The sequence below is a fragment of the Streptomyces sp. SS8 genome (genome assembly GCF_054072955.1).
In genome coordinates this window covers 1-19,460 of sequence record NZ_JBSVCZ010000010.1, presented here as the reverse complement: position 1 = coordinate 19,460, position 19,460 = coordinate 1, and the positions used below count along the sequence as shown (strand labels likewise).

Here is a 19,460-nt window from a genome sequence, read left to right as displayed (position 1 = left end):
TCAGCCCACCTCCGGACGGCGGGGGACGTCGGGGGTCCCGTAGGTGCCGGTGGCCCCGTAACCGCCGGTGCCGGTGCCGGTGCCGGTGGCGCCCGGGGCGCCGTAGGAGGGCTCCCCGTAACCGGGCATCTGCCGGACCTCTCCGCCGGGGCCGGTGGGAACCGCGGCGCCCGGGGTCGGCGGGTAGGCCTCGTAGCCCTGCGCCTGCGCCGTACCGGAACCGTCCTGCCCCTGCCGGGCCGACTTGGTGCCCGCCTTGGCCACGCGCCCGATGGCGAAGCCGGCCAGCGCCGCACCCGCCAGGAACGCGCCCGGACGGCGGCGCGCGAAGGACTCCACGCCCTCGATCAGGCCGCCGACGCCCCGCTCCTCCAGCGTGTCCGCCGCGCGGCGGCCGCCGTCGGCGGCCTGGGCCACCAGGTTCCGCACCGGGGAGTCGGACCGGGTGTTCTCCGCCATGCCCGACAGGTCGTCGGCCCACTGACGTATGGTGTCGGCCGTCCTCCTGGTCTGCGTGTCCGCTTCCCGCGTGGCACGCTCCCTGAGGTGGTCCGCCATGCCGACGACCTGGTCGCGGGCCTCGCCCGTCACATTGCGCGCCTGTTCCCCGGCGCTGCCGGCCACGGTGCCCGCGGCCTCCTTCGCCCGGTCGGCCGTGGCGCGGGTCTCCTGCTTCGCGGTCTGGCCTGTCTGCTGTGCGGGGCCGTTGCCCGTGATCGGAGATTCACTCACCGGTGCCTCCAGTTGGTCCTGCGGAATTTGCCTTTTGCGTCATATGTGACTAGTGGCTCACGAAGGGCGAAGTACCCTGCCTTCGACCCGGCATTCACACAACATTCCCTTTTGCCCGAACCTCCGGCCGCGCTCCGCCGACGCCTCGGCGACACTCCGGCGCGGCCGGGGCCCGCACGGAAAGGACGTCTCCGAACGGGCCCCGGGGGATGGAACCGGCGGTTCAGCGGCGGCGGCGCCGCTTGTCCTCGCCCGTCTCCTCCTCGATGCGCTCCTTGCGCACCTGCCCCTCGACGGTCTCCTCCTCGGTGCGCTCGTCGGTGGTCAGGCGCACCCGCTCCACCGGACGCGTCTCGGTCTCGACCACCGGGTGCTCCTCGTGCAGGGTCACCTCGTGCTCGGCCTCGGAGATCTCCGGGCCACTCATGGCCTCGCCCCTGTTCTCCTCCGTGATGGGCTCGCGCTCCACGCGGACTTCCTCGCGCCGCACGGGCACCGTCTTCTGGACGTCCTCGGTGACGACGTACTTGCGCAGCCGGGCCTTGCCGGTCTCCTGGCGCTCGACGCCGACGCGCATCTCCTCCTCGGAGCGCGTCATGGCCTCGTCGCGGTCGCCGCGGGTCCCGCCCGTGCCGGTGCGGCCCCCGGCGGTGCCGGCGGTACCCGCCGCGGCGGCCGTGCCCGTGGTGCCCGCCGTGCCCGTGGTGCCGGTGCGACCGGTGTCGGTGCGGCCGGCCTCCTGCCCGTAGCCGCCCCAGTCGACGCCGTAGTAGTCGTACAGCCGGCGCTCCTCCTGTTCGGACAGGTGCCCGCCCTGGTCCACATCGACGTGGGGGGCGCCCTTGACCTGGTCCTTGGAGTACGGCACTTCCAGGTGGTCCTCCACCATGGCCGCGTCGTGGATCGGCACGAAGGTCTCATGGCTGCCGAAGAGCCCGGTGCGGACGCTCGCCCACTCGGGCTGCCCCGTGACGTCGTCGAGGAAGACGTGCCCCGCCTCTCCGATCTTCTTGCCCTCGGCGTCGTAGACCTGGTGGTCCAGTACCTCGGGTATCTGCTCCTTGGTGATCATGAGCCTCTCCTCGTTGCCGGCTTCCTCTGACTCCAAGACTGCGGATAACCACCCGAAAGGCCCTGGAAACCGTCAAAAGAGACAAAGGTGGGCCAAAATGAGAAGTTTCCCTTTCCTTCGCGGAAACCCGGGTGCTCCTCCCCGCCCGCCCGTGTGGTGGCGGGATCACCGGGTACCCGTGCCGCCGGCGACCCGAGCGGGCCGAAAGGAGACGCCGCGTGCCGCTCCGGCTTGAGGACTACGCCCTGCTGGGCGACACCCGCACCGCCGCACTGGTGGGCTACGACGGCTCGGTGGACTGGCTGTGCCTGCCCCGGTTCGACTCCGACGCGTGCTTCGCCGCCCTGCTGGGCCGTCCCGAGCACGGCCGCTGGCTGCTGGCCCCCCGCGACCGGGCCCGGCCACTGGCCCGCCGCTACCGGGGCGACAGCACGGTGCTGGAGACCGAGTACGCCGGCCCCGAGGGCCGGGCCCGGGTGACCGACTGCATGCCCGTCGACGGCGAGCACCCCTCGGTGGTGCGCGTGGTCGAGGGCCTGGAGGGGCGGGTGCGGATGCGCTCGCTGGTGCGTCTGTGCTTCGACTACGGCGTCACCCCGGCCTGGTTGCGGCCCGAGGGACGCAGGCTGCGCGCCTACGCGGGGCCGGACGTGGTCGTCCTCGACTCCGGCGCGGACTTCACCGTGGACGGTGACGGCCGCTGCGTCGCGGACTTCTCCGTCGACGCGGGCCGGAAGGTGGGCTTCAGACTGGCATGGAGGGGCTTGCGCCACGGGGAGCCGGACCGGCCGGACACCGCGGAGCTGGTCCGGACGGTGGCCGCCACCGAGCGGTGGTGGCGGGAGTGGGCCGGCCACTGCACCTACTCCGGCGAGTACCGCGAGGCGGTGGTGCGCTCCCTGATCACGCTCAAGGCCCTGAGCTACTCGCCCAGCGGCGGCATCGTGGCCGCCCCCACCACCTCCCTGCCCGAGCAACTGGGCGGTGTGCGCAACTGGGACTACCGCTACTGCTGGCTGCGCGACGCCACCTTCACCCTCATGGCGCTGCTGGACTCCGGATACGAGCGGGAGGCGGTGGCCTGGCGCGACTGGCTGCTGCGCGCGCTGGCCGGCGCCCCGCGGCGGATGCAGATCATGTACGGCGTCGAGGGCGAACGGCTGCTGAGCGAGACGGAGCTGGACTGGCTGCCCGGTTACGAGCACTCGCGCCCCGTGCGCATCGGCAACGCCGCCTCCGGCCAGCTCCAGCTGGACGTCCACGGGGAGCTCATGGACGCCCTGCACCAGGCCAGGGCCCACGGTGTGCCGCCGGACCCCGACGCCTGGCGGGTCCAGCGCGTGCTGATGGACTTCCTGGAGTCCCACTGGCGCGATCCCGACAACGGCATCTGGGAGGTGCGCGGCCCGCGCCGGGACTTCACCCATTCCAAGGTGATGGCCTGGGTGGCCGCGGACCGGGCGGTCAAGGCCGTGGAGCGCTTCGGTCTGGAGGGGCCCGCCGACCGGTGGAGGAGTCTGCGGCGGGAGATCTTCCGCGAGGTCTGCGCGTACGGCTACGACCCCGACCGCGCGACCTTCACCCAGTTCTACGGCTCCGCGGAGCTGGACGCCTCGCCGCTGCTCATCCCGTCCGTGGGCTTCCTGCCCGCCGACGACCCCCGCATGAGGGGCACCGTGGCCGCGATCGAGCGGGAGCTGGTCGGGGACGGCCTGGTGCAGCGCTACACCATGGGCGGCCGCACCGACTCCGTGGACGGCCTGCCCGCGGGCGAGGCGGCCTTCCTGCCCTGCTCCTTCTGGCTGGCCGACAACTACATCCTCCAGGGCCGCGTGCGGGAGGGCCGGGAGCTGTTCGAGCGGCTGCTCGACCTGCGCAACGACCTGGGCCTGCTCTCGGAGGAGTACGACACCGGGCACCGGCGGCTGGTCGGCAACTTCCCCCAGGCCCTCTCCCACATCCCGCTGATCGACACCGCGCAGAACCTGGCCGGGATCCGGAGCCCCTCCCGCCTCCGCTCCGGCGACGGGCGCCCCTAAACCCGCCGCCCACGGGCCACCGTTCACGGGCCCGGCGGGCCCGCTCAGTGCCGGGCGAGTTCGATGACCGTCTTGACGTCGTCCGGCCGCCGTTCGAAGGCCTGGGCGAAGGACTCCAGCGGCACCCGGCGGGTGATCAGCGCGTCCAGCCAGCCCCGGTCCGCCCTGGCGAGGGCCTCGGCCGCCGCTGCGTAGTGCTGCCGGTTGGCGTTGACCGACCCGACCACCACGGAGTTGTCCAGAACCAGCTCGCGGTTGAGGTATCCGGCGTCCACCTCCAGGGTGCGCCCGGCGGACGACAGCCCGGTCAGGCAGAGCACTCCGTAGGGGTCCATGGCCGACATCACCCCGAAGACCACCGGCGCGGCGCCGGTCGCCTCGATCACCACGTCCGGCCGCACCCGCTCCATGACCCGCTCGGCGTCCTCGCAGTGGTACTCGGCGCCCAGCCCCCGGACCAGCTCCGGCTTGGGGCCGCTCTCCACCCGGTCCAGGACGTGGACCTCCAGGCCCCGCTGATGCCCGAGCAGCGCGGCGAGCAGCCCGATCGGACCGGCGCCCGTGACGAGCACCGAGTGCGGGGCGAACCAGGACCTCCCGCCGACGCGCTCCACCTGGTCCCACGCCTTGGCCACCACGGTGGCGGGCTCCATGAGCACCCCGACGTGCTCCAGTCCGGGGTCCAGGCGCACCGCGTAGTCGGTCTCGACCGTCCAGGAGGTGGAGGCGTATCCGTCGAGCCCCTTGATGCCGCGCTCGGTGAACATCCCGTTGCGGCACATGTCGAAGTAGCCGTGGGCGCAGGCTCCGCACGGCACGGGGTCGGGCCGGCGGACGACGCCCACCACCAGGTCGCCGGGCACCCAGCCGCTGTCCGGCGGCGCCTGGCGCACCCGGCCCAGGGACTCGTGGCCGACGACCAGCCGCTCCCGATCCGGCGGCGGGGCTCCGTGGCCTCCCGAGACGATCTCCAGATCGGTGCCGCACACGCCAACGGCCAGGCCGTCCACCAGCAGTTCCCCCTCCCCCGGCTCGGGGTCGGGGAGGGTGTCGAGCCGCAGGGAGTTCTTCCGGTCGGGAGCCACGGTCAGTGCCTGCACGTCCACTCCATCCGTCGGGCGGGGTCCGGTGTCTCTCCCCGGTACCCCCGGCCGGGCCGGACACGCGCCACACTGGGGGCATGTGCCGCAGCATCAGGACACTCCGACCGCCCATGGCGCCCGAGGTGAGCGACGGGGACATCCGCGCCGCCGCCCTGCAGTACGTCCGCAAGGTCTCGGGCTTCAGGGCGCCCGCCGCCCACAACCGCGCCGCGTTCGAGCGTGCCGTCGAGGCGGTGGCGGAGGCGACCCGGGAACTCCTGGACGACCTTGAGGTACGCGGCCGGGGCGGCGCCCGGCCGCCCGGGGAGCCTCCGTCCCGCTCCTGACCTCCCCGCCCGGCCTCCCGGCCCCCTGCTCCCCGGACGGAAGAGGGGGCCAACGGGCGTTGGCCTAGACTCGCCGCCATGCAGCCGACCGACACCGCCTCCGGCGGCCGTCCCCGCCGCTCCGACGCCACCCGGGCCGCGATCCTGGAGGCGGCCCGTGAGCGCTTCGCCTCCGACGGCTACGAGCGCGCCACCATCCGCGCCATCGCCCGGGACGCGGGCATCGATCCTTCGATGGTGATGCGGTACTACGGCAACAAGGAGGGACTGTTCGCGGCGGCCAGCGAGTTCGACCTGCGCCTCCCCGACCTGGCCGCCGTGCCCCGCGAGGAGGCCGGGGCCGTGCTGGTCGGGCACTTCCTGGAGCGCTGGGAGGAGGACGAGACGCTGAACGCGCTGCTGCGCGTCGGCGTCACCAACCCCGCGGGCGCCGAGCGCATGCGGGCGGTCTTCCAGGAGCAGGTGGCGCCCGCGGTGGCGGCCGTCTGCCCCGATCCGGAGCGGGCGGGGGCCCGCGCGGCCCTGGTGGTCTCGCAGATCCTGGGCATGGCCGTGAGCCGGTACGTGCTGCGCTTCCCGCCCGCCGCCGGGATGCCGCGGGCGGAGGCCGTCGCCTGGCTGGCGCCGACGGTGCAGCGCTATCTGACGGCGGAGTCGCCCTGACGCACCTCACATGCCAACACCCGTTGGCCAACATCTGTTGACTCGATGCCGTCCGGCGAGCCATCCTGACACCAGACGTTGGCCAACAACCGTTGGCATCAAACGGAAGAGGTGCTGCCCCATGAGCGGAACCGCCGAAGCCACCACCCCCGCCCTCCCCGGACGGACGGACGTCGTCATCGTCGGCGCCGGACCCACCGGCCTGGCCCTGGCCGCCCACCTGGCCTCCGCCGGCGTGGCCTTCCTCCTGCTGGACCGGCTGCCGCAGGGCGCGGGCACCTCGCGCGCGGGGGTCGTCCACGCCCGCACCCTGGAGACGCTGGAGCCGGTGGGGGCCACCGCTCCGCTGGTCGAACGCGGTCTGCGGGTGACGCGGTTCGGTGTGAGCCGGGGACGGCACCGGCTGGCGACCGTCTCCTTCGACGGCCTGCCGACCCCGTACCCCTACGCACTGATGCTCCCGCAGCACGAGACCGAGGCCGTGCTGCAAGGCCGCGTCCGCGCCCTCTCCGGCGACCGCGCCCCGGTACGCCGCCCGTACACCGTGACCGGCCTCGGGCAGGAGCCCGGCGGGGTGACCGTCACGGTGGACGGTCCGCGGGGGACACAGACGGTCCGGGCCGCGTACGCCGTCGGCGCCGACGGGATGCGCAGCACGGTCCGGGAGGCCGCCGGCATCGGCTACCGGGGCGGCCGCTACGCCCAGTCCTTCGTACTGGCGGACGTGCGGATGGACTGGCGGCCCGGCCGCGAGGAGGTGTCCATGCTGTTCGGCCCGGACGGACCGGTCCTGGTGGCACCTCTGCCCGGGGACGTCTTCCGTCTGGTGGCCGCCGTGCCCGAGGCGCCCGGGGAACCGGACGCCGCGCTCGTCCAGCGGGTGCTGGACGAGCGCGCGGGCGGGCAGGGACGGGTCGGCGAGGTGCTGTGGGGCTCGCGCTTCCACGTCCACCACCGGATCGCCGACCGCTACCGCGCCGGCCGGATCGTGCTGGCCGGCGACGCCGCCCACGTCCACAGCCCCGCCGGCGGCCAGGGCATGAACATCGGCATCCAGGACGCCGGCGCCCTCGGGCGGGCGCTGGCCGACATCCTCCTCCGCGGCGCGGACCCGGATGCCCGGCTGGACGCCTACGAACGGGAGCGGCGCCCGGCGGCCGAACGCGTCATCACCTTCACCGACCGCCTCACCCGGGCGGTCACCGCCCGCTCCCTGCCCGTCCGCGCCGGCCGCGACATGACGCTGCGGCTGCTGGGCCGCGTCCCGGCCTGGCGCGCCCGGCTCGCCGCCGAACTGGCCGGGCTCCGCCCCTGACCCGGCCTGCGGGCGAGGGCCCTCAGTACCCGCCGACGTGTACCGCTCCCAGCCGTCAGCGGCCCGTCGAGCCGTCGATGTGCTCACGCAGGATGTCGGCGTGGCCCGCATGCCGGGCGGTCTCCTCGATCATGTGCACCAGGATCCAGCGCATGGTCGGCGGCGGGGCCTCGCGCAGCGACCGCACCCCGGGCCGGTCCAGCCGGTCGCAGGCTGCGACGATGGCGTTCGAGCGCCCGGCGGCCTCCCGGTAGGCGCGCAGGATCTCTCCGGCCGTCTCCCCGGGCGCGGGCGGCGCGCCGTCGTCCGCGGGGGCGTCCCCCTCACCTGCGAACGCCCAGGCGAACCAGTTGTGTTCGGTTGCCGTCAGATGCTTGACCAGCCCCAGCAGACTCGTCCCGGAGGGCACCCCCGCCGCCCGGGCCGCCTCGTCCGGCACACCGGCGGCCTTGGCCGCGACCGCGTCCCGCAGATAGTCGAGGAAGGCCAGCAAAGTGGTCCGCTCACCGGCTTCCACCTCCGGCGGCCGCACGTCGCCGCGCGGCCCCTCCGCCGCGCTCGCCGTACCGCCCGCGTCCGCGGTGTTCACGGTGCCCGTCGTGTCCGTCATACGGCGACCCTAGCCGCCGCACACGGCCCGGGAGCAGAGCCCGGAGCGGCCTCAGGCCAGCAGGGCGTGCAGCGAGGCGGTCATCGCGGCGGCGAACGCCTCCCCCGTGCCGGCGTCCACCCGGTCCAGCGACAGGTAGGGGTTGAGGTCCTCCAGCTCCACGAGCAGCAGCTCCCCCTCCGCCGTACGGCAGGCGTCCACCCGCTGGATGCCGTGGTCGATGGCGTTCCAGTCCACGAACCGCTGTGCGAAGGCGAGGTCGTCCGCCGTGGGGGCGTACGGCTCCAGCTCCCAGCGCCGCGCGGGGTCGGGGGCGTAGAGGGCGTACTGGAACGAGCGGTCGACGAAGTAGAAAGAGACCTCGTGGCGGAAGTCGACCCTCGGCTGGACCAGCAGGCCGGCGCCCGGCCCGAGGGCGAGGTGTGCCAGCCGCTCCGCGGGGACGATCTCCAGGCCGATGGAGTCGGCGCCGAGCTCGGGCTTGACGACGTACTCGGCCGCCGGCGGCAGCCGGTCCAGGTCCTCGCGGCGGTCGACGGTGGGTATGACCGGCTCCCCCGCCGCGCTCAGCTCGGTCAGATACCGCTTCCCGACCATGTCCGCCCTGCCCGACAGCTCGTTGAAGACCCTGCTCCCCCGCTCCAGCGCCCGGGCGCGGAAGTCCTCCCAGGCGTCCCGGTGGTGCAGCACGGGGCCGCTGTTGCGCACCACGACCGCGTCGAAGGCGTCCATCAGCACCGCCGCGTCGCGCGGGTGGCAGAGCGCGATCCGGAAGTCCTGGCGCAGCCGGGCCGAGAGGCGGACGTCCTCGTCGCCGTAGCGGCGGCCCCGGGCCTCGTAGGAGAGGTCGGTGACGTAGAGCAGTGCGGGCTTGTGACGCATGGTTCCCGTTCCCTGTCGCGTGTCGGCTCCCGAGAAGCTACCTCCCGGCCTCCGGGGACCGGCCGCCCCCTCCCTCCGGACGGGGTACCCCGGGCGGAGCAGAGGAAATGTGCTGATATCACTCTTCCGCCGCTTTCGGCGCCCCGGACGCTCTGTGAAGCTTGAGGGACACACGGTGACAAACCCATCGCCACACAGGGAGTTGACCCATGGTGCTGTCGATCTCCGGTGTCCTGTTGTTCGGAGTGATCGTCTTCCTGTTCTTCCGCAAGGACAACCTCAAGCTCTCCCACGCCATCGTGTGCGCGCTCTTCGGGTTCTACCTGGCGGGATCGGCGATCGCACCCGGCATCCAGGCGGGCGGGGACACCCTCGCCAACCTCCTGGGGAACATCCCCTTCTGAAAAGCCCCTCCCCGGCTCCCCCGGTACACCCACCGGAACCACCGCACCCACGACCCGCAGGACTTCGAGCCCCAGGGCTCCGGACGGCAGGAGATTCGGCGTGGCCTGGCGGCCCTATCCCCCGGCACTCACCCCGCTGCACGCTTCCCACCCCCATCCCGCACCGGGCGCCGCCCCGCCGGTCCGCGGGCGGGACCTGCGGCGGGTGGCCGCGGAACACGCCCTCGACGTACTGCACCTGCCGGCCGTGGCCGCCCGCGGTCTGGGCCGTCTCGCCTCCGCGGGACGGCGCCGCTGGGAGCGCACCCCCCGGGAGCGGCGCGGCCCGGTGCTGTTCACCGTGGCCGCCTGCCTGCTGGCACTGTGGCTGGCCCCGTACGGGCCGCTGCTGGGGGCGGTCACGCTGGCGGGCGCCGCGCTCTGGCAGGGCCGCGACCGGTCCCCGGACGCCGCCGGGGGCGAGCCGGGCGAGGCCGAGCGCGCACGGCTGCAGACCCTCTACGAAGCGCTGGTGCCGCATCTCTCGCTCGCCGACGACCCCCGCCCGCAGCCGCTCTACGCCCACGACGGCGACTGGCGGCGGGCCTTCACCGGCTTCGCGTTCGCCGAGGAGGGGCGGCTGGCACGGCTGCGGCTGCGCTACCCACCGCACTTCGGCGACGACGACCCGGATTCCCGCGCCCACCTGCAAGAACTGCTGTGCGCCAAGGTCGGCCGGGGCCGGGAGTACCACTTCTCCTGGGACGAGGAGGTGGGCGAGCTCGCCCTGACCGCGCTGCCGCCGCTGCCCTCCGGCGTCTGCGCGCAGCGCTTCGTCACCGCACCCGGCGAGACCGTGCTGGGCTTCACCGACCTCCACACCGTCCCCCGCACGGTGCCGGTGGTCGCGGAGGGCGGCGAGCGGTTGGACGTGCCTCCGGTCGTGTGGCGCACGGGCCCGCGCTCCACCGAGCCGCACCTGCTGGCGCTGGGCCACCCGGGGTCGGGGACGACCACGCTGCTGCGGTCGGTCGCCCTCCAGGCCCTGCGACAGGGCGAGGTGCTGGTCGTGGACGGCGGCGGGGCGGGCGAGTACGCGTTCCTGGCCGGACGCGGCAGGGTGCGGGCGGTGGAGTCCACCCCGGCCGGCGCGCTGTCGGCGCTGGAGTGGGTGGTGCGGGAGACCGAGCGCAGGCTGCTGGCCGCCAACCGGGTCCGCCAGACCGGACGGGACGCGCCGGAGGACGTCTGCCGCCCGCTGTGGGTACTGGTGGACCGGCCCTCGGTCCTCAGCCACCTGGCCCGTGCCGAGGGGCAGCGCGATCCGCAGGACCTGCTCCAGGTGCCCCTGCGGTACGGGCGCGCGGTGCGGGTGACCGTGGCGCTGGCCGACCAGTTCGAAGGCGCGGGGGAGCTGACCGAGGCCGTCCGCGCGTACACCCGGGCGCGGGTGGTGCTCGGCGCGGCGACCGCGCAGGAGGTGCGGGCCGTGCTCGGCGAGGCGCCCTCGACCACCGCGCCGCCCCAGGTTCCCGCGGGGCGCGGTTACGCCCGGCTGGGCTCGGGGCCGGTGCACCGCCTCCAGGTGCCCGCCGCCCCCGATCCCTTCGACCAGGAGGCGGCCGAGCCGCAGCGGCGGGCGGTCCTGGAGCTGCTGCCGGAGCCGGTGGCCGGTCCGCCGAGGGCCGCGGCCCGGCGGGCGCTCCACTGAGGCTCCGCCCGGCGGCGGGGCGCGCGGCGCTTCAGGCGACGGAGCTGCGCGGGATGTCGCCGCCCGCGCTCCGACCGTCGGCGACCAGCCGCGCGGCCGCCGCCAGCCGGGCCGCCGCCTCGGCGGCCACGGGGCCGGAGACCGTGAACGGCAGCCGCACATAGCCCTCGAACGCGCCGTCCACCCCGAAGCGCGGCCCGGAGGGGACGCGCACCCCCAGCCGCTCGCCTGCCTCGGCGATCCGCGAACCGGACAGGTCACCGGTGCGCACCCACAGGGTGAGGCCGCCGCGCGGGACGGTGAACCCCCAGTCCGGGAGGTGCTCGCGCAGGGCCTCGGTGAGGGCGGCCCGGTTCTCCCGGGCCCGCTCCCGGTGGACCTCCATGGCCCGGTCCCAGCCGCTGCCCCCGCCCTCCCGTCCGTCGCCCTGTCCGCCGCCCGGACCGCCGCCCTCGGTCAGCAGCCGGGCGACGGCGAGCTGCTCCAGCACGGGGCTGCCCAGGTCCGCGTAGACACGGGCCGCGACCAGGCTGCGGATGGTCTCGGGCGCGGCCCGGATCCAGCCGATGCGCAGCCCCGCCCAGATGGCCTTGCTGGCCGAGCCGACCGTGACAACGGTGGAGCCGCCCGCGTCGAACGCCGCGACCGGGCGGGGCATCGGCTCGCCGGGCGGGGCGTCGAGGTCGAGGCCGGCCATGGTCTCGTCCGCCACCAGCACGGTGCCCGCGGCCCGGGCGGCGGCCACCAGTTCCCGGCGCTGCTCCTCCCCGGCCAGCGCGCCGGTGGGGTTGTGGAAGTCGGCGACGACGTACGCCATCCGCGGCGCGGCGTCCCGCAGCACCCGGCGCCAGGCGGGCAGGTCCCAGCCGGTGAGGCCCTCGCCCATCGCGACGGGCACCAGCCGGGCGCCCGACTCGCTCAGCAGGCGCAGCACGTTGGCGTACGAGGGGTGCTCGACGGCGACGCGCTCGCCGCGCGGCACGAACAGCGCGCGGATCGCGGCCACCGCGCCCATGGCACCGGTGGTGATCATGATCTGCTCGGGCATCGTCGGGACGCCGCGGGCGGTGTAGCGGTCGGCCAGGGTCTGACGCAGGACCGGCAGCCCCGCCGGGTAGTCGCCGTGGGTGTGGGCGTAGGGAGGCAGGTCGGCCAGGGCACCCTGGAAGGCGCGGGTGAGCCAGGGCTCGGGGGCGGGAAGGGCGGCGCACCCCAGGTCGATCATGGTCCCGGCGGCGTCGGGGGGCAGGGGCGCCAGTCCACCCGACGGCAGGGGGTTGCCGGCGGGCAGGGCCGTCCAGCTCCCCGCGCCGCGGCGCGAGGCCAGGAACCCGTCGCCGCGCAGCGCCTCGTACGCGGCGGCCACGGTGGTGCGGCTGACGGACAGGGCCGCGGCGAGCTCCCGCTCGGCGGGCAGCCGGGCGGCGACGGGGACGCGGCCTTCCAGCACCAGCAGGCGCACTCCGTCGGCGAGGGCCCGGTAGGCGGGCGTCCGCCGCGCTCCGTCCGCCTCGGTGCGGTGGGAGGACAGGAGGCGGGCGAGCTGAGGTGCTCCGACCGCCGAGGTCCACTGAGCCATCGGTTGAGTCCACCTTCTCGGGATTGGCCATGTCCGGGAACCGCTTACAGGCCACAGAGTGTCACGCATCGGTCCAACGCGCCAGAAAGGACGGCCCCTTGTCCGGCTCCACAGGGTTCACAGGCTCCGGGGATCCAGGCGGCTTCGCCGCGCATCCCGACCGCCGCCCCGATCACCGTCCTGATCGCCGCCCCGGCCGCCTGGCCCGCCGCCTCGTACGGCTCTACGCCGGCCTGGTGCTCTACGGGGCCAGCCTGGCGCTGATGGTCCGCGCCGATCTCGGCCTCGGCCCGTGGGACGTCTTCCACCAGGGCGTCTCCGGGCACACCGGGCTGACCATCGGCACCGTGGTGATCATCACCGGCGCGGCCGTGCTGCTGCTGTGGATACCGCTGCGGGAGCGGCCCGGTCTGGGCACCGTCTCCAACGTGGTCGTGGTGGGACTGGCCATGGACGCCACCCTGGCCCTCACTCCGGAACCGGGCGCGCTCGCGGTACGGGTGCCGCTGCTGGCGGGCGCGGTGGTGCTGAACGGGGCTGCGACCGGCCTGTACATCACGGCGCGCTTCGGGCCGGGCCCGCGCGACGGCCTGATGACCGGCCTGCACCGGGTCACCGGGCGCTCGGTGCGCCTGGTGCGGACGGGCATCGAGGTGGCCGCCCTGGCCACCGGCTTCCTGCTGGGCGGCACCGTGGGCGCGGGCACGGTGCTCTACGCCCTGGCGATCGGTCCGCTCTCCCAGTTCTTCCTGAGGGTCTTCGGCACACCCGCCCCCGGACCGGAAGGCGGACGGGGCGGTTCGGGAGGCGATCCGGCGGGCGGCCCCGGGGACGGCTCGGCGAACCGCCCGCAGGGGCGCCGAAGGCGTCGCGCGATACTGCGTCCATGACGGCACCGGCCCTGCGCGCACCGCGTCCCGACCACCCCTTCTTCGACCATCCCGTCCCCCTGGCCTTCGCCCACCGCGGCGGCGCGGCGCCGGGAGCGGAGAACACCCACGGCGCCTTCGCGCGGGCGGTGGAGCTGGGCTACCGCTATCTGGAGACCGACGTGCACGCCACTGCGGACGGGAAGCTGGTCGCCTTCCACGACGCCACGCTGGACCGGGTCACCGACGGCGGCGGGGCGATCGCCTCCCTGCCGTGGTCGCAGGTGCGGCGGGTGCGGGTGGGCGGCGGCGAGCCGGTGCCGCTCTTCGCCGACCTGCTGCGCGCCTTCCCCCGCGCCCGCTGGAACATCGACGTCAAGGCGGACGCGGCCCTCGCCCCGCTGCTGGAGATCCTGGACCGCGCCGGCGCCTGGGACCGGGTGTGCCTGGGGGCCTTCGACGAGTCCCGGGTGGCCCGGGCCCGGCGTCTGGCGGGCCCGCGGCTGGCCACCTCGCTGGGCACGCGCGGCGTCCTGGGCCTGCGGCTGCGCTCGTACCGCCTGCCGGGTGCGGTCGCCCGCGGCGCGCTGTGCGCGCAGGTCCCGGTGCGGCACGGCGGGATACCGGTGGCGGACCGGGCGTTCGTCCGCCACGCGCACCGCAGGGGCCTCCAGGTGCACGTGTGGACGGTCAACGATCCGGAGCGGATGAGGGCGCTGCTGGACATGGGCGTGGATGGCATCATGACCGATCACATCGAGACACTGCGCACGGTGCTGGCCGAGCGGGGGGCCTGGATCTGACGTCCGGCGGCCGGACGGCCGGAGCCACCGGGCGGCACGGACCGCTCCCCCCGCCCGCGGCCCGCCGCCGCGCACGGGACGAACGAGGGGGCGCGGGTGGGCACCGAGACCGAGACCGTGGCGGGGGCCGGGGACGCCGGGGACGCCGGGGACGCCGGAGGAACGGCGAGGAGCGCGGGCGGCGGAACCGGCGGCGCGGAGGGCACGGGCGGCACCGGCGCCCCGGCGAAGGGTCCGGGGGGCTTCTCCGGGGACGCCGAGCGGCGCCGTGAGCAGCGCGGCTGGTACTTCTACGACTGGGCGGTCTCCGTCTTCTCCACCAGCGTGCTCACCGTCTTCCTCGGCCCCTATCTCACCTCGGTCGCCGAGGCCGCGGCGGACGGCGCCGGCTACGTCCACCCCCTGGGCATCCCGGTTCGCGCCGGCTCCTACTTCGCCTACACCGTCTCCGTCTCGGTACTGCTGTCGGTGCTGGTGATGCCGCTGGCCGGGGCGGTCGCCGACCGGTCGGGGCGCAAGAAGCCGATCATGGGCGCGTTCGCCTACCTGGGGGCGGCGGCCACCACGGGGATGTTCTTCCTGGAGGGCGACCGCTATCTGCTGGGCGGGGTGCTGCTGGTGGTGGCGAACGTCTCCTACGCCACGGCCGTGGTGGTCTACAACTCCTTCCTGCCCCAGATCGCCACTCCCGCGGAGCGGGACGCGGTCTCCTCGCGCGGCTGGGCCTTCGGCTACGCCTCCGGCTCCCTGGTGCTGGTGGCCAACCTGGCGCTGTTCCTCGGGCACGAGTCGCTGGGCGTGGACGAGGGCACCGCGGTGCGGATCTGCCTGGCCTCGGCGGGCCTGTGGTGGGCGGTCTTCGCGGTCATCCCGCTGCGGCGGCTGCGCGAGCGGCCCTCCGCCCACGCCCCCGCCGGCCCGGCCGGCGGGGGGATGTCCCTGCGGGGCGGCTGGCGGCAGCTCGCCGGGACGCTGCGCGATCTGCGCCGCTACCCGCTGACGATGATGTTCCTGCTGGCCTATCTGCTCTACAACGACGGCGTGCAGACGGTGATCACCCAGGCCTCGGTCTTCGGCGCCGGGGAGCTGGGGATGGACCAGACCACCCTCATCGGCGCGATCCTGCTGGTGCAGGTCCTGGCCGTGGTGGGGGCGCTGCTGCTGGGACGGCTGGCGGTGCGCTACGGCGCCAAGCGCACGATCCTGGGCTCGCTGGTGGCGTGGACGGCCACGGTGGGCGCCGGATACGTGCTGCCCGCGGGCGAGCCGGTGTGGTTCTTCGTGCTGGCCGCGGCGATCGGGATGGTGCTGGGCGGCACGCAGGCGCTGTCGCGGTCGCTGTACGCGCAACTGGTGCCGCCGGGCAAGGAGGCCGAGTACTTCTCGCTGTACGAGGTGAGCGACCGCGGCACCAGCTGGCTGGGGCCGCTGGTGTTCGGACTCACCTACCAGCTCACCGGCAGCTACCGGGACGCGATCATCTCCCTGGTGATCTTCTTCGTTCTGGGTTTCGTCCTGCTTTTGCGGGTACCGGTCAGACGAGCGGTGGCGGCGGTGGGTGCCGTTGCGCCGGATCGGATTTAGGCCATCGGCCGAAGGGCGGGTAGTGTACGCCTGCAACTCGTCGGATGGACCGTTACCGCACGCCAAAGATAGGCGAACGTTACGTTACGCCCCTTGTGGGATGTGACAAAGCGGGCGGCTGCGGGTACCGCGTATCCGACGAGGCAGCGGCACGACGGGCGACGCATGTCCCAGATCGGGAATCTTCACCGCCGACCGGACGTTGACCGGATGACGACGACAGCGACACCTGTCCTGTGGGCGACAAGCCCGGGAGGCACGATTCATGAGTGAGCGAGCTCTGCGCGGCACGCGACTCGTGGTGACCAGCTACGAGACCGACCGCGGTATCGACCTGGCGCCGCGCCAGGCCGTGGAGTACGCATGCCAGAACGGTCATCGGTTCGAGATGCCGTTCTCGGTTGAGGCCGAGATTCCGCCGGAGTGGGAGTGCAAGGTATGCGGCGCCCAGGCGCTCCTGGTCAACGGCGAGGGGCCCGAGGAGAAGAAGGGCAAGCCCGCGCGTACGCACTGGGACATGCTCATGGAGCGGCGCACCCGTGAGGAGCTGGAGGAGGTGCTGGCCGAGAGGCTGGCGGTCCTGCGCTCCGGGACCATGAACATCGCCGTGCACCCGCGGGACAGCAAGCGCAAGTCCGCCTGACGGCGGCACGCGGCACCGCGCCGCGGGAGCACGTGGGTGAGGGCCCGACCACCGGCCGGTGGTCGGGCCCTCACCCATGTGTGCGCCTCCGCCGAAACGGCTAGCGCGCTTCCCCGCCCTCCCCGCCGCGGGCGTCGCGCTCGTCCTCGCGCACGACCTCCCCCTGCACCACCTTGCCGTCGGGCCGGTGGATGCGGAACTGCTCCTCCGCCGTGCGCGCCTGCCGCAGCGAGTCCCCCAGGGAGCCGGGGGCGAGGCCGGCGCGGCCGCCGAGCCGGCGCTCCACCGCGCGGCGCAGCAGCGCGGCCGTCGGCGGGAAGACGCACAGCAGCCCGGCCGCGTCCGAGATCAGCCCCGGCAGCATCAGCAGCAGGCCGCCGAGCATGGCCAGCCCGTGGCCGCCCCGGTCGGCCCGCGGCTCCGGCACGGGCTCGGCGCCCGGCTGGAGGCTCTCGACGGTCTCGACCAGACCCCGCCAGGCACGGCGTCCCGCGCGCTTGACGACCGCGGCGCCCAGTACCGCCCCCGCGACCAGGACGATCAGGACTACCAGCCCGTTCGTGGCGTCCGCCAGCAGGGTCAGCAGCCAGATCTCCAGGATCACGAAGGCGGCCAGCCCCAGGGGGACGAAACTGCGCCGGGGCCGGCGCCGGGGGCCGGTGCCGGGAGATCCCGGTCCCTGCGGTCCGGGACGGGAGTGCCGCGGAGGTGGCTCGTACGGGTACGGTGCGCCGGTCGTCATGTCATCCAGTGTGCCTGCGGCCGAGCGCCTGGTTCACACGGGACCTCACACCCCAGGCGGTGACCCGCCACAGGGCCTCGGCGACGATGTCGCGGTTCATCTTGCTGTCGCCGCGCTCGCGCTCGACGAAGGTGATGGGCACCTCGACCACCTGGTACCCGGCCTGCACGGCGCGGTGGGCCAGGTCCACCTGGAAGCAGTACCCCTGGGAGGCCACGTCGTCCATGCCCAGCCCCAGCAGGGTCTCCTTGCGGAAGGCCCGGTAGCCGCCGGTGACGTCCCGCAGGGGCACACCCAGCAGCAGCCTGGAGTAGGTGCTGCCGCCGCGCGAGAGGAACTTGCGGTGGCCCGGCCAGTTGACCACCCGCCCGCCCGGGACCCAGCGCGAGCCCAGCACCAGGTCGGCGCCCTTGAGCGCGGTCAGCAGCCTGGGCAGCTCCTCGGGCTGGTGGGAGCCGTCCGCGTCCATCTCGACCAGGACGTCGTAGCCGTTGTCGATGCCCCAGCGGAAGCCCGCCAGGTAGGCGGCTCCCAGCCCTTCCTTGCCCTCCCGGTGGAGGACCTCGACCCGCTCGTCCCCGGCCGCCAGCTCGTCGGCGACCTTCCCCGTGCCGTCGGGGCTGTTGTCGTCCGCGACCAGGACGTGGGCCTCGGGGACGGCGGCGCGCACTCTGGTGACGATCGGCCGGATGTTGTCGACCTCGTTGTAGGTCGGAATGATCACGAGGATCCTGCCGAGCGGATCCTTCCGGCGCTGCCCCGCCTCGTTCACTGCTGCCGCCTCATCTCGTCCGTCCTGTTCACCCCGTGTGCCCGCCCCCGTCGGCCGGTCGCGAAGGCCGCGGCGCAGGACAGGAGGCCCACCATAGCGAGCACCCACTCCGGTGCGGGACCGATCCGGTCGGCCGGGGTGGTCTCGTCGCGCAGCGGGAGGTCGGCGGTGACCACGTCCTGCGTGAACTCCTCCGTGCGCTGCCCGATCGTGCCGTCGGGGGCGACGACCGCGCTGATGCCGCTGGTGGCGGCGGTGACCACGGCCCGCCCGTGCTCGACGGCCCGCAACCGGGACATCACCAGCTGCTGCTCGGGCTGGCCGGTGTTGCCGTAGGTGGCGTTGTTGGTCTGGATCACCAGGGCGCGGGCGCCGTCGTTGACGGTGTCGCGCACGATCTCGTCGTAGGCGACCTCGAAGCAGATGACGTCGCCGAGCCTGGCGGGGCCGACGTCCATCACCCCGGTGCTCTGGCCGGGCCAGAAGTCGCGCGGGACGCGCTGGAGGCGGGTGATGACCTTGCTGAGCTGGTCGCGGTAGGGGACGTACTCACCGAAGGGCACCGGGTGCTGCTTGGTGTACGAGGCTCCGGGACCGGCCTCGGGGTCCCAGACGATGCCCTGGTTCTCGACGTAGCCCTCGCGCTCGGGATGGTCGACGAGGGCGCCGACCAGGACGGGGACGCCCACGGCCCTCGCCGCCCGGTCGATGGCGTCGTACGCCTGCGGGTACCGGTGCGGGTCCAGGTCGGAGGCGTTCTCCGGCCAGATCACCAGATCGGGCCGCTCCTCCCGGCCCGCCTCCACGTCCTCGGCCAGCTTCAGGGTGGCCTCGACGTGGTTGTTGAGGATCAGCATCGGGCGGCCGAGGAAGTCCATGCCCGGCTGCTGGACGTTGCCCTGGACGACGGCGATGCGGACGGTGTCGGCCGCCGCGGTGCGGACCGGCACGGCGAGGCCGGCCGCGGTCACGGCCGCCGCCAGGGCGACCGCCCCGGCGGCGGCGAGGGCCGGGCGCGCCGTACGGGAGCCGGCCGCCGCGGCCCGGATGGCCGCCGCGGCGAGCAGGCCGCCGGTCAGCGCGACGGCGAAGGTCACCAGCGGGGCGCCCCCCAGGGCGGCCAGCGGCAGGAACGGCGAGTCGGTGACGGCGAAGGCCAGCCGTCCCCAGGGGAAGCCGCCGAAGGGGATCCGGTCGCGCGCCCACTCCTCGGCGACCCACAGGCAGGCGCCCCACAGCGGCCACAGCGGCAGCCGCGAGGTCGCGGCCAGCCCGGCGCCCATCGGCACGAAGAACAGCGACTCGACCACGGACAGGCCGAACACCGCGTCCCAGCCGATCACATGGAGCCACTTCAGCAGCACGAAGAAGAACGGCAGCCCCATGGCCAGACCGAGCCAGGCGCCCTGGCGGGCGGTACGCCCCCGGGTGAGGAGGGCGAGGACGGCGACCGCGGCGACCGACAGCGGCCACACGCCGTACGGGGGGAAGGCGGCGGCCAGGGCGACACCGCTCACCGCCGCGGCCGCCGTGCGCCACGCCTCGCGGCGTACCGCCCCGGCCAGGCGGACGGGCAGCCGGGGCGCCGGCCGGGCCCCGTACGGCGTGTGGCCGCTGTCGGTCGCCGCGGTC

At 74.5% G+C, this 19,460-nt stretch carries 19 protein-coding genes; 10 read left to right on the top strand and 9 right to left on the bottom strand.

Annotation, left to right across the window (positions count from 1 at the left end):
• Together ACW69E_RS12000 and ACW69E_RS11995 are read right to left on the bottom strand one after the other, a co-directional pair.
• Complete coding sequence (locus ACW69E_RS12000) at nucleotides 1–732, bottom strand: hypothetical protein (RefSeq protein ID WP_457498171.1); 732 nt, start codon at nucleotides 730–732, stop codon at nucleotides 1–3.
• Nucleotides 733–955: 223 nt separating this feature from the next.
• The gene (locus ACW69E_RS11995; RefSeq protein ID WP_457498170.1) at nucleotides 956–1,804 is read right to left on the bottom strand and encodes a DUF2382 domain-containing protein; all 849 of its coding nucleotides are present in this window, start codon (nucleotides 1,802–1,804) and stop codon (nucleotides 956–958) included.
• Nucleotides 1,805–2,022: 218 nt separating this feature from the next.
• Between ACW69E_RS11995 and ACW69E_RS11990 the strand changes: the two genes are divergently transcribed.
• On the top strand, nucleotides 2,023–3,843 hold the full coding sequence (locus ACW69E_RS11990; protein WP_457498169.1) for a glycoside hydrolase family 15 protein: 1,821 nt from the start codon (nucleotides 2,023–2,025) through the stop codon (nucleotides 3,841–3,843).
• Between the two features lie 44 nt (nucleotides 3,844–3,887).
• Here the strand turns inward: ACW69E_RS11990 and ACW69E_RS11985 are convergent, their stop codons facing one another.
• Nucleotides 3,888–4,943 (bottom strand): glucose 1-dehydrogenase, encoded by a 1,056-nt coding sequence (locus ACW69E_RS11985; RefSeq protein WP_457498168.1) that lies wholly within the window; start codon nucleotides 4,941–4,943, stop codon nucleotides 3,888–3,890.
• An 80-nt stretch (nucleotides 4,944–5,023) separates the two neighbouring features.
• Here ACW69E_RS11985 and ACW69E_RS11980 point away from each other — a divergent pair, with 80 nt between their 5' ends.
• The 3 genes from ACW69E_RS11980 (at nucleotide 5,024) to ACW69E_RS11970 (ending at nucleotide 7,250) form a co-directional block, all read left to right on the top strand.
• Nucleotides 5,024–5,272 (top strand): DUF2277 domain-containing protein, encoded by a 249-nt coding sequence (locus ACW69E_RS11980; protein ID WP_457498167.1) that lies wholly within the window; start codon nucleotides 5,024–5,026, stop codon nucleotides 5,270–5,272.
• Nucleotides 5,273–5,350: 78 nt separating this feature from the next.
• Nucleotides 5,351–5,935 (top strand): TetR/AcrR family transcriptional regulator, encoded by a 585-nt coding sequence (locus tag ACW69E_RS11975; protein WP_457498166.1) that lies wholly within the window; start codon nucleotides 5,351–5,353, stop codon nucleotides 5,933–5,935.
• A 121-nt stretch (nucleotides 5,936–6,056) separates the two neighbouring features.
• The gene (locus tag ACW69E_RS11970; protein WP_457498165.1) at nucleotides 6,057–7,250 is read left to right on the top strand and encodes an FAD-dependent oxidoreductase; all 1,194 of its coding nucleotides are present in this window, start codon (nucleotides 6,057–6,059) and stop codon (nucleotides 7,248–7,250) included.
• Between the two features lie 55 nt (nucleotides 7,251–7,305).
• On the opposite strand, the gene ACW69E_RS11965 is transcribed toward ACW69E_RS11970, so the two are convergent.
• Together ACW69E_RS11965 and ACW69E_RS11960 are read right to left on the bottom strand one after the other, a co-directional pair.
• Entirely contained in the window at nucleotides 7,306–7,860 is a 555-nt protein-coding gene (locus tag ACW69E_RS11965) for a DinB family protein (RefSeq protein ID WP_457498164.1), read from the bottom strand.
• Between the two features lie 51 nt (nucleotides 7,861–7,911).
• Nucleotides 7,912–8,742 carry a hypothetical protein gene (locus ACW69E_RS11960; RefSeq protein WP_457498163.1) on the bottom strand — a complete coding sequence of 277 codons (831 nt, stop codon included), beginning with the start codon at nucleotides 8,740–8,742 and terminating at the stop codon, nucleotides 7,912–7,914.
• 209 nt (nucleotides 8,743–8,951) lie between these two features.
• On the opposite strand from ACW69E_RS11960, the gene ACW69E_RS11955 reads away from it, so the two are divergent.
• Complete coding sequence (locus ACW69E_RS11955) at nucleotides 8,952–9,146, top strand: hypothetical protein (RefSeq protein WP_093849355.1); 195 nt, start codon at nucleotides 8,952–8,954, stop codon at nucleotides 9,144–9,146.
• 100 nt (nucleotides 9,147–9,246) lie between these two features.
• Nucleotides 9,247–10,836, top strand: coding sequence for a hypothetical protein (locus ACW69E_RS11950; protein WP_457498162.1), 1,590 nt, complete (start codon nucleotides 9,247–9,249; stop codon nucleotides 10,834–10,836).
• 31 nt (nucleotides 10,837–10,867) lie between these two features.
• On the opposite strand, the gene ACW69E_RS11945 is transcribed toward ACW69E_RS11950, so the two are convergent.
• Nucleotides 10,868–12,415: an aminotransferase-like domain-containing protein gene (locus ACW69E_RS11945; RefSeq protein ID WP_457498161.1), complete on the bottom strand. Its 1,548-nt coding sequence runs from the start codon at nucleotides 12,413–12,415 to the stop codon at nucleotides 10,868–10,870.
• Nucleotides 12,416–12,513: 98 nt separating this feature from the next.
• Between ACW69E_RS11945 and yczE the strand changes: the two genes are divergently transcribed.
• The 4 genes from yczE to ACW69E_RS11925 all read left to right on the top strand — a co-directional run bounded on the left by yczE (nucleotide 12,514) and on the right by ACW69E_RS11925 (nucleotide 16,314).
• A complete protein-coding gene (gene yczE, locus ACW69E_RS11940) occupies nucleotides 12,514–13,305 on the top strand; it encodes a membrane protein YczE (protein WP_457498160.1) in 792 nt (263 codons plus the stop codon).
• Entirely contained in the window at nucleotides 13,302–14,087 is a 786-nt protein-coding gene (locus tag ACW69E_RS11935; RefSeq protein WP_457498159.1) for a glycerophosphodiester phosphodiesterase, read from the top strand. The genes yczE and ACW69E_RS11935 overlap by 4 nt, the downstream gene beginning before the upstream one ends.
• 96 nt (nucleotides 14,088–14,183) lie before the next feature.
• The gene (locus ACW69E_RS11930; protein ID WP_457498158.1) at nucleotides 14,184–15,671 is read left to right on the top strand and encodes an MFS transporter; all 1,488 of its coding nucleotides are present in this window, start codon (nucleotides 14,184–14,186) and stop codon (nucleotides 15,669–15,671) included.
• A gap of 265 nt (nucleotides 15,672–15,936) precedes the next feature.
• Nucleotides 15,937–16,314, top strand: coding sequence for an RNA polymerase-binding protein RbpA (locus tag ACW69E_RS11925; protein WP_093656502.1), 378 nt, complete (start codon nucleotides 15,937–15,939; stop codon nucleotides 16,312–16,314).
• Between the two features lie 100 nt (nucleotides 16,315–16,414).
• On the opposite strand, the gene fxsA is transcribed toward ACW69E_RS11925, so the two are convergent.
• From fxsA to lnt, 3 genes are all read right to left on the bottom strand, one after another.
• A complete protein-coding gene (gene fxsA / locus ACW69E_RS11920; protein ID WP_457498157.1) occupies nucleotides 16,415–17,056 on the bottom strand; it encodes an FxsA family membrane protein in 642 nt (213 codons plus the stop codon).
• A gap of 1 nt (nucleotide 17,057) precedes the next feature.
• On the bottom strand, nucleotides 17,058–17,828 hold the full coding sequence (locus tag ACW69E_RS11915) for a polyprenol monophosphomannose synthase (protein ID WP_457498156.1): 771 nt from the start codon (nucleotides 17,826–17,828) through the stop codon (nucleotides 17,058–17,060).
• Nucleotides 17,825–19,460, bottom strand: a 1,636-nt coding sequence (lnt, locus tag ACW69E_RS11910; protein WP_457498155.1) for an apolipoprotein N-acyltransferase, incomplete at its 5' end; no start/stop codon positions are given. The genes ACW69E_RS11915 and lnt, both read right to left, overlap by 4 nt.

What these genes read in the sequence shown, in the direction of transcription:
- ACW69E_RS11995 (WP_457498170.1), bottom strand. Translation starts at nt 1,804, where the DNA reads ATGATCACCAAGGAGCAGATACCCGAGGTACTGGACCACCAGGTCTAC.
- ACW69E_RS11980 (WP_457498167.1), top strand. Translation starts at nt 5,024, where the DNA reads ATGTGCCGCAGCATCAGGACACTCCGACCGCCCATGGCGCCCGAGGTG.
- ACW69E_RS11975 (WP_457498166.1), top strand. Translation starts at nt 5,351, where the DNA reads ATGCAGCCGACCGACACCGCCTCCGGCGGCCGTCCCCGCCGCTCCGAC.
- ACW69E_RS11970 (WP_457498165.1), top strand. Translation starts at nt 6,057, where the DNA reads ATGAGCGGAACCGCCGAAGCCACCACCCCCGCCCTCCCCGGACGGACG.
- ACW69E_RS11965 (WP_457498164.1), bottom strand. Translation starts at nt 7,860, where the DNA reads ATGACGGACACGACGGGCACCGTGAACACCGCGGACGCGGGCGGTACG.
- ACW69E_RS11960 (WP_457498163.1), bottom strand. Translation starts at nt 8,742, where the DNA reads ATGCGTCACAAGCCCGCACTGCTCTACGTCACCGACCTCTCCTACGAG.
- ACW69E_RS11955 (WP_093849355.1), top strand. Translation starts at nt 8,952, where the DNA reads ATGGTGCTGTCGATCTCCGGTGTCCTGTTGTTCGGAGTGATCGTCTTC.
- ACW69E_RS11945 (WP_457498161.1), bottom strand. Translation starts at nt 12,415, where the DNA reads ATGGCTCAGTGGACCTCGGCGGTCGGAGCACCTCAGCTCGCCCGCCTC.
- ACW69E_RS11935 (WP_457498159.1), top strand. Translation starts at nt 13,302, where the DNA reads ATGACGGCACCGGCCCTGCGCGCACCGCGTCCCGACCACCCCTTCTTC.
- ACW69E_RS11925 (WP_093656502.1), top strand. Translation starts at nt 15,937, where the DNA reads ATGAGTGAGCGAGCTCTGCGCGGCACGCGACTCGTGGTGACCAGCTAC.
- fxsA (WP_457498157.1), bottom strand. Translation starts at nt 17,056, where the DNA reads ATGACGACCGGCGCACCGTACCCGTACGAGCCACCTCCGCGGCACTCC.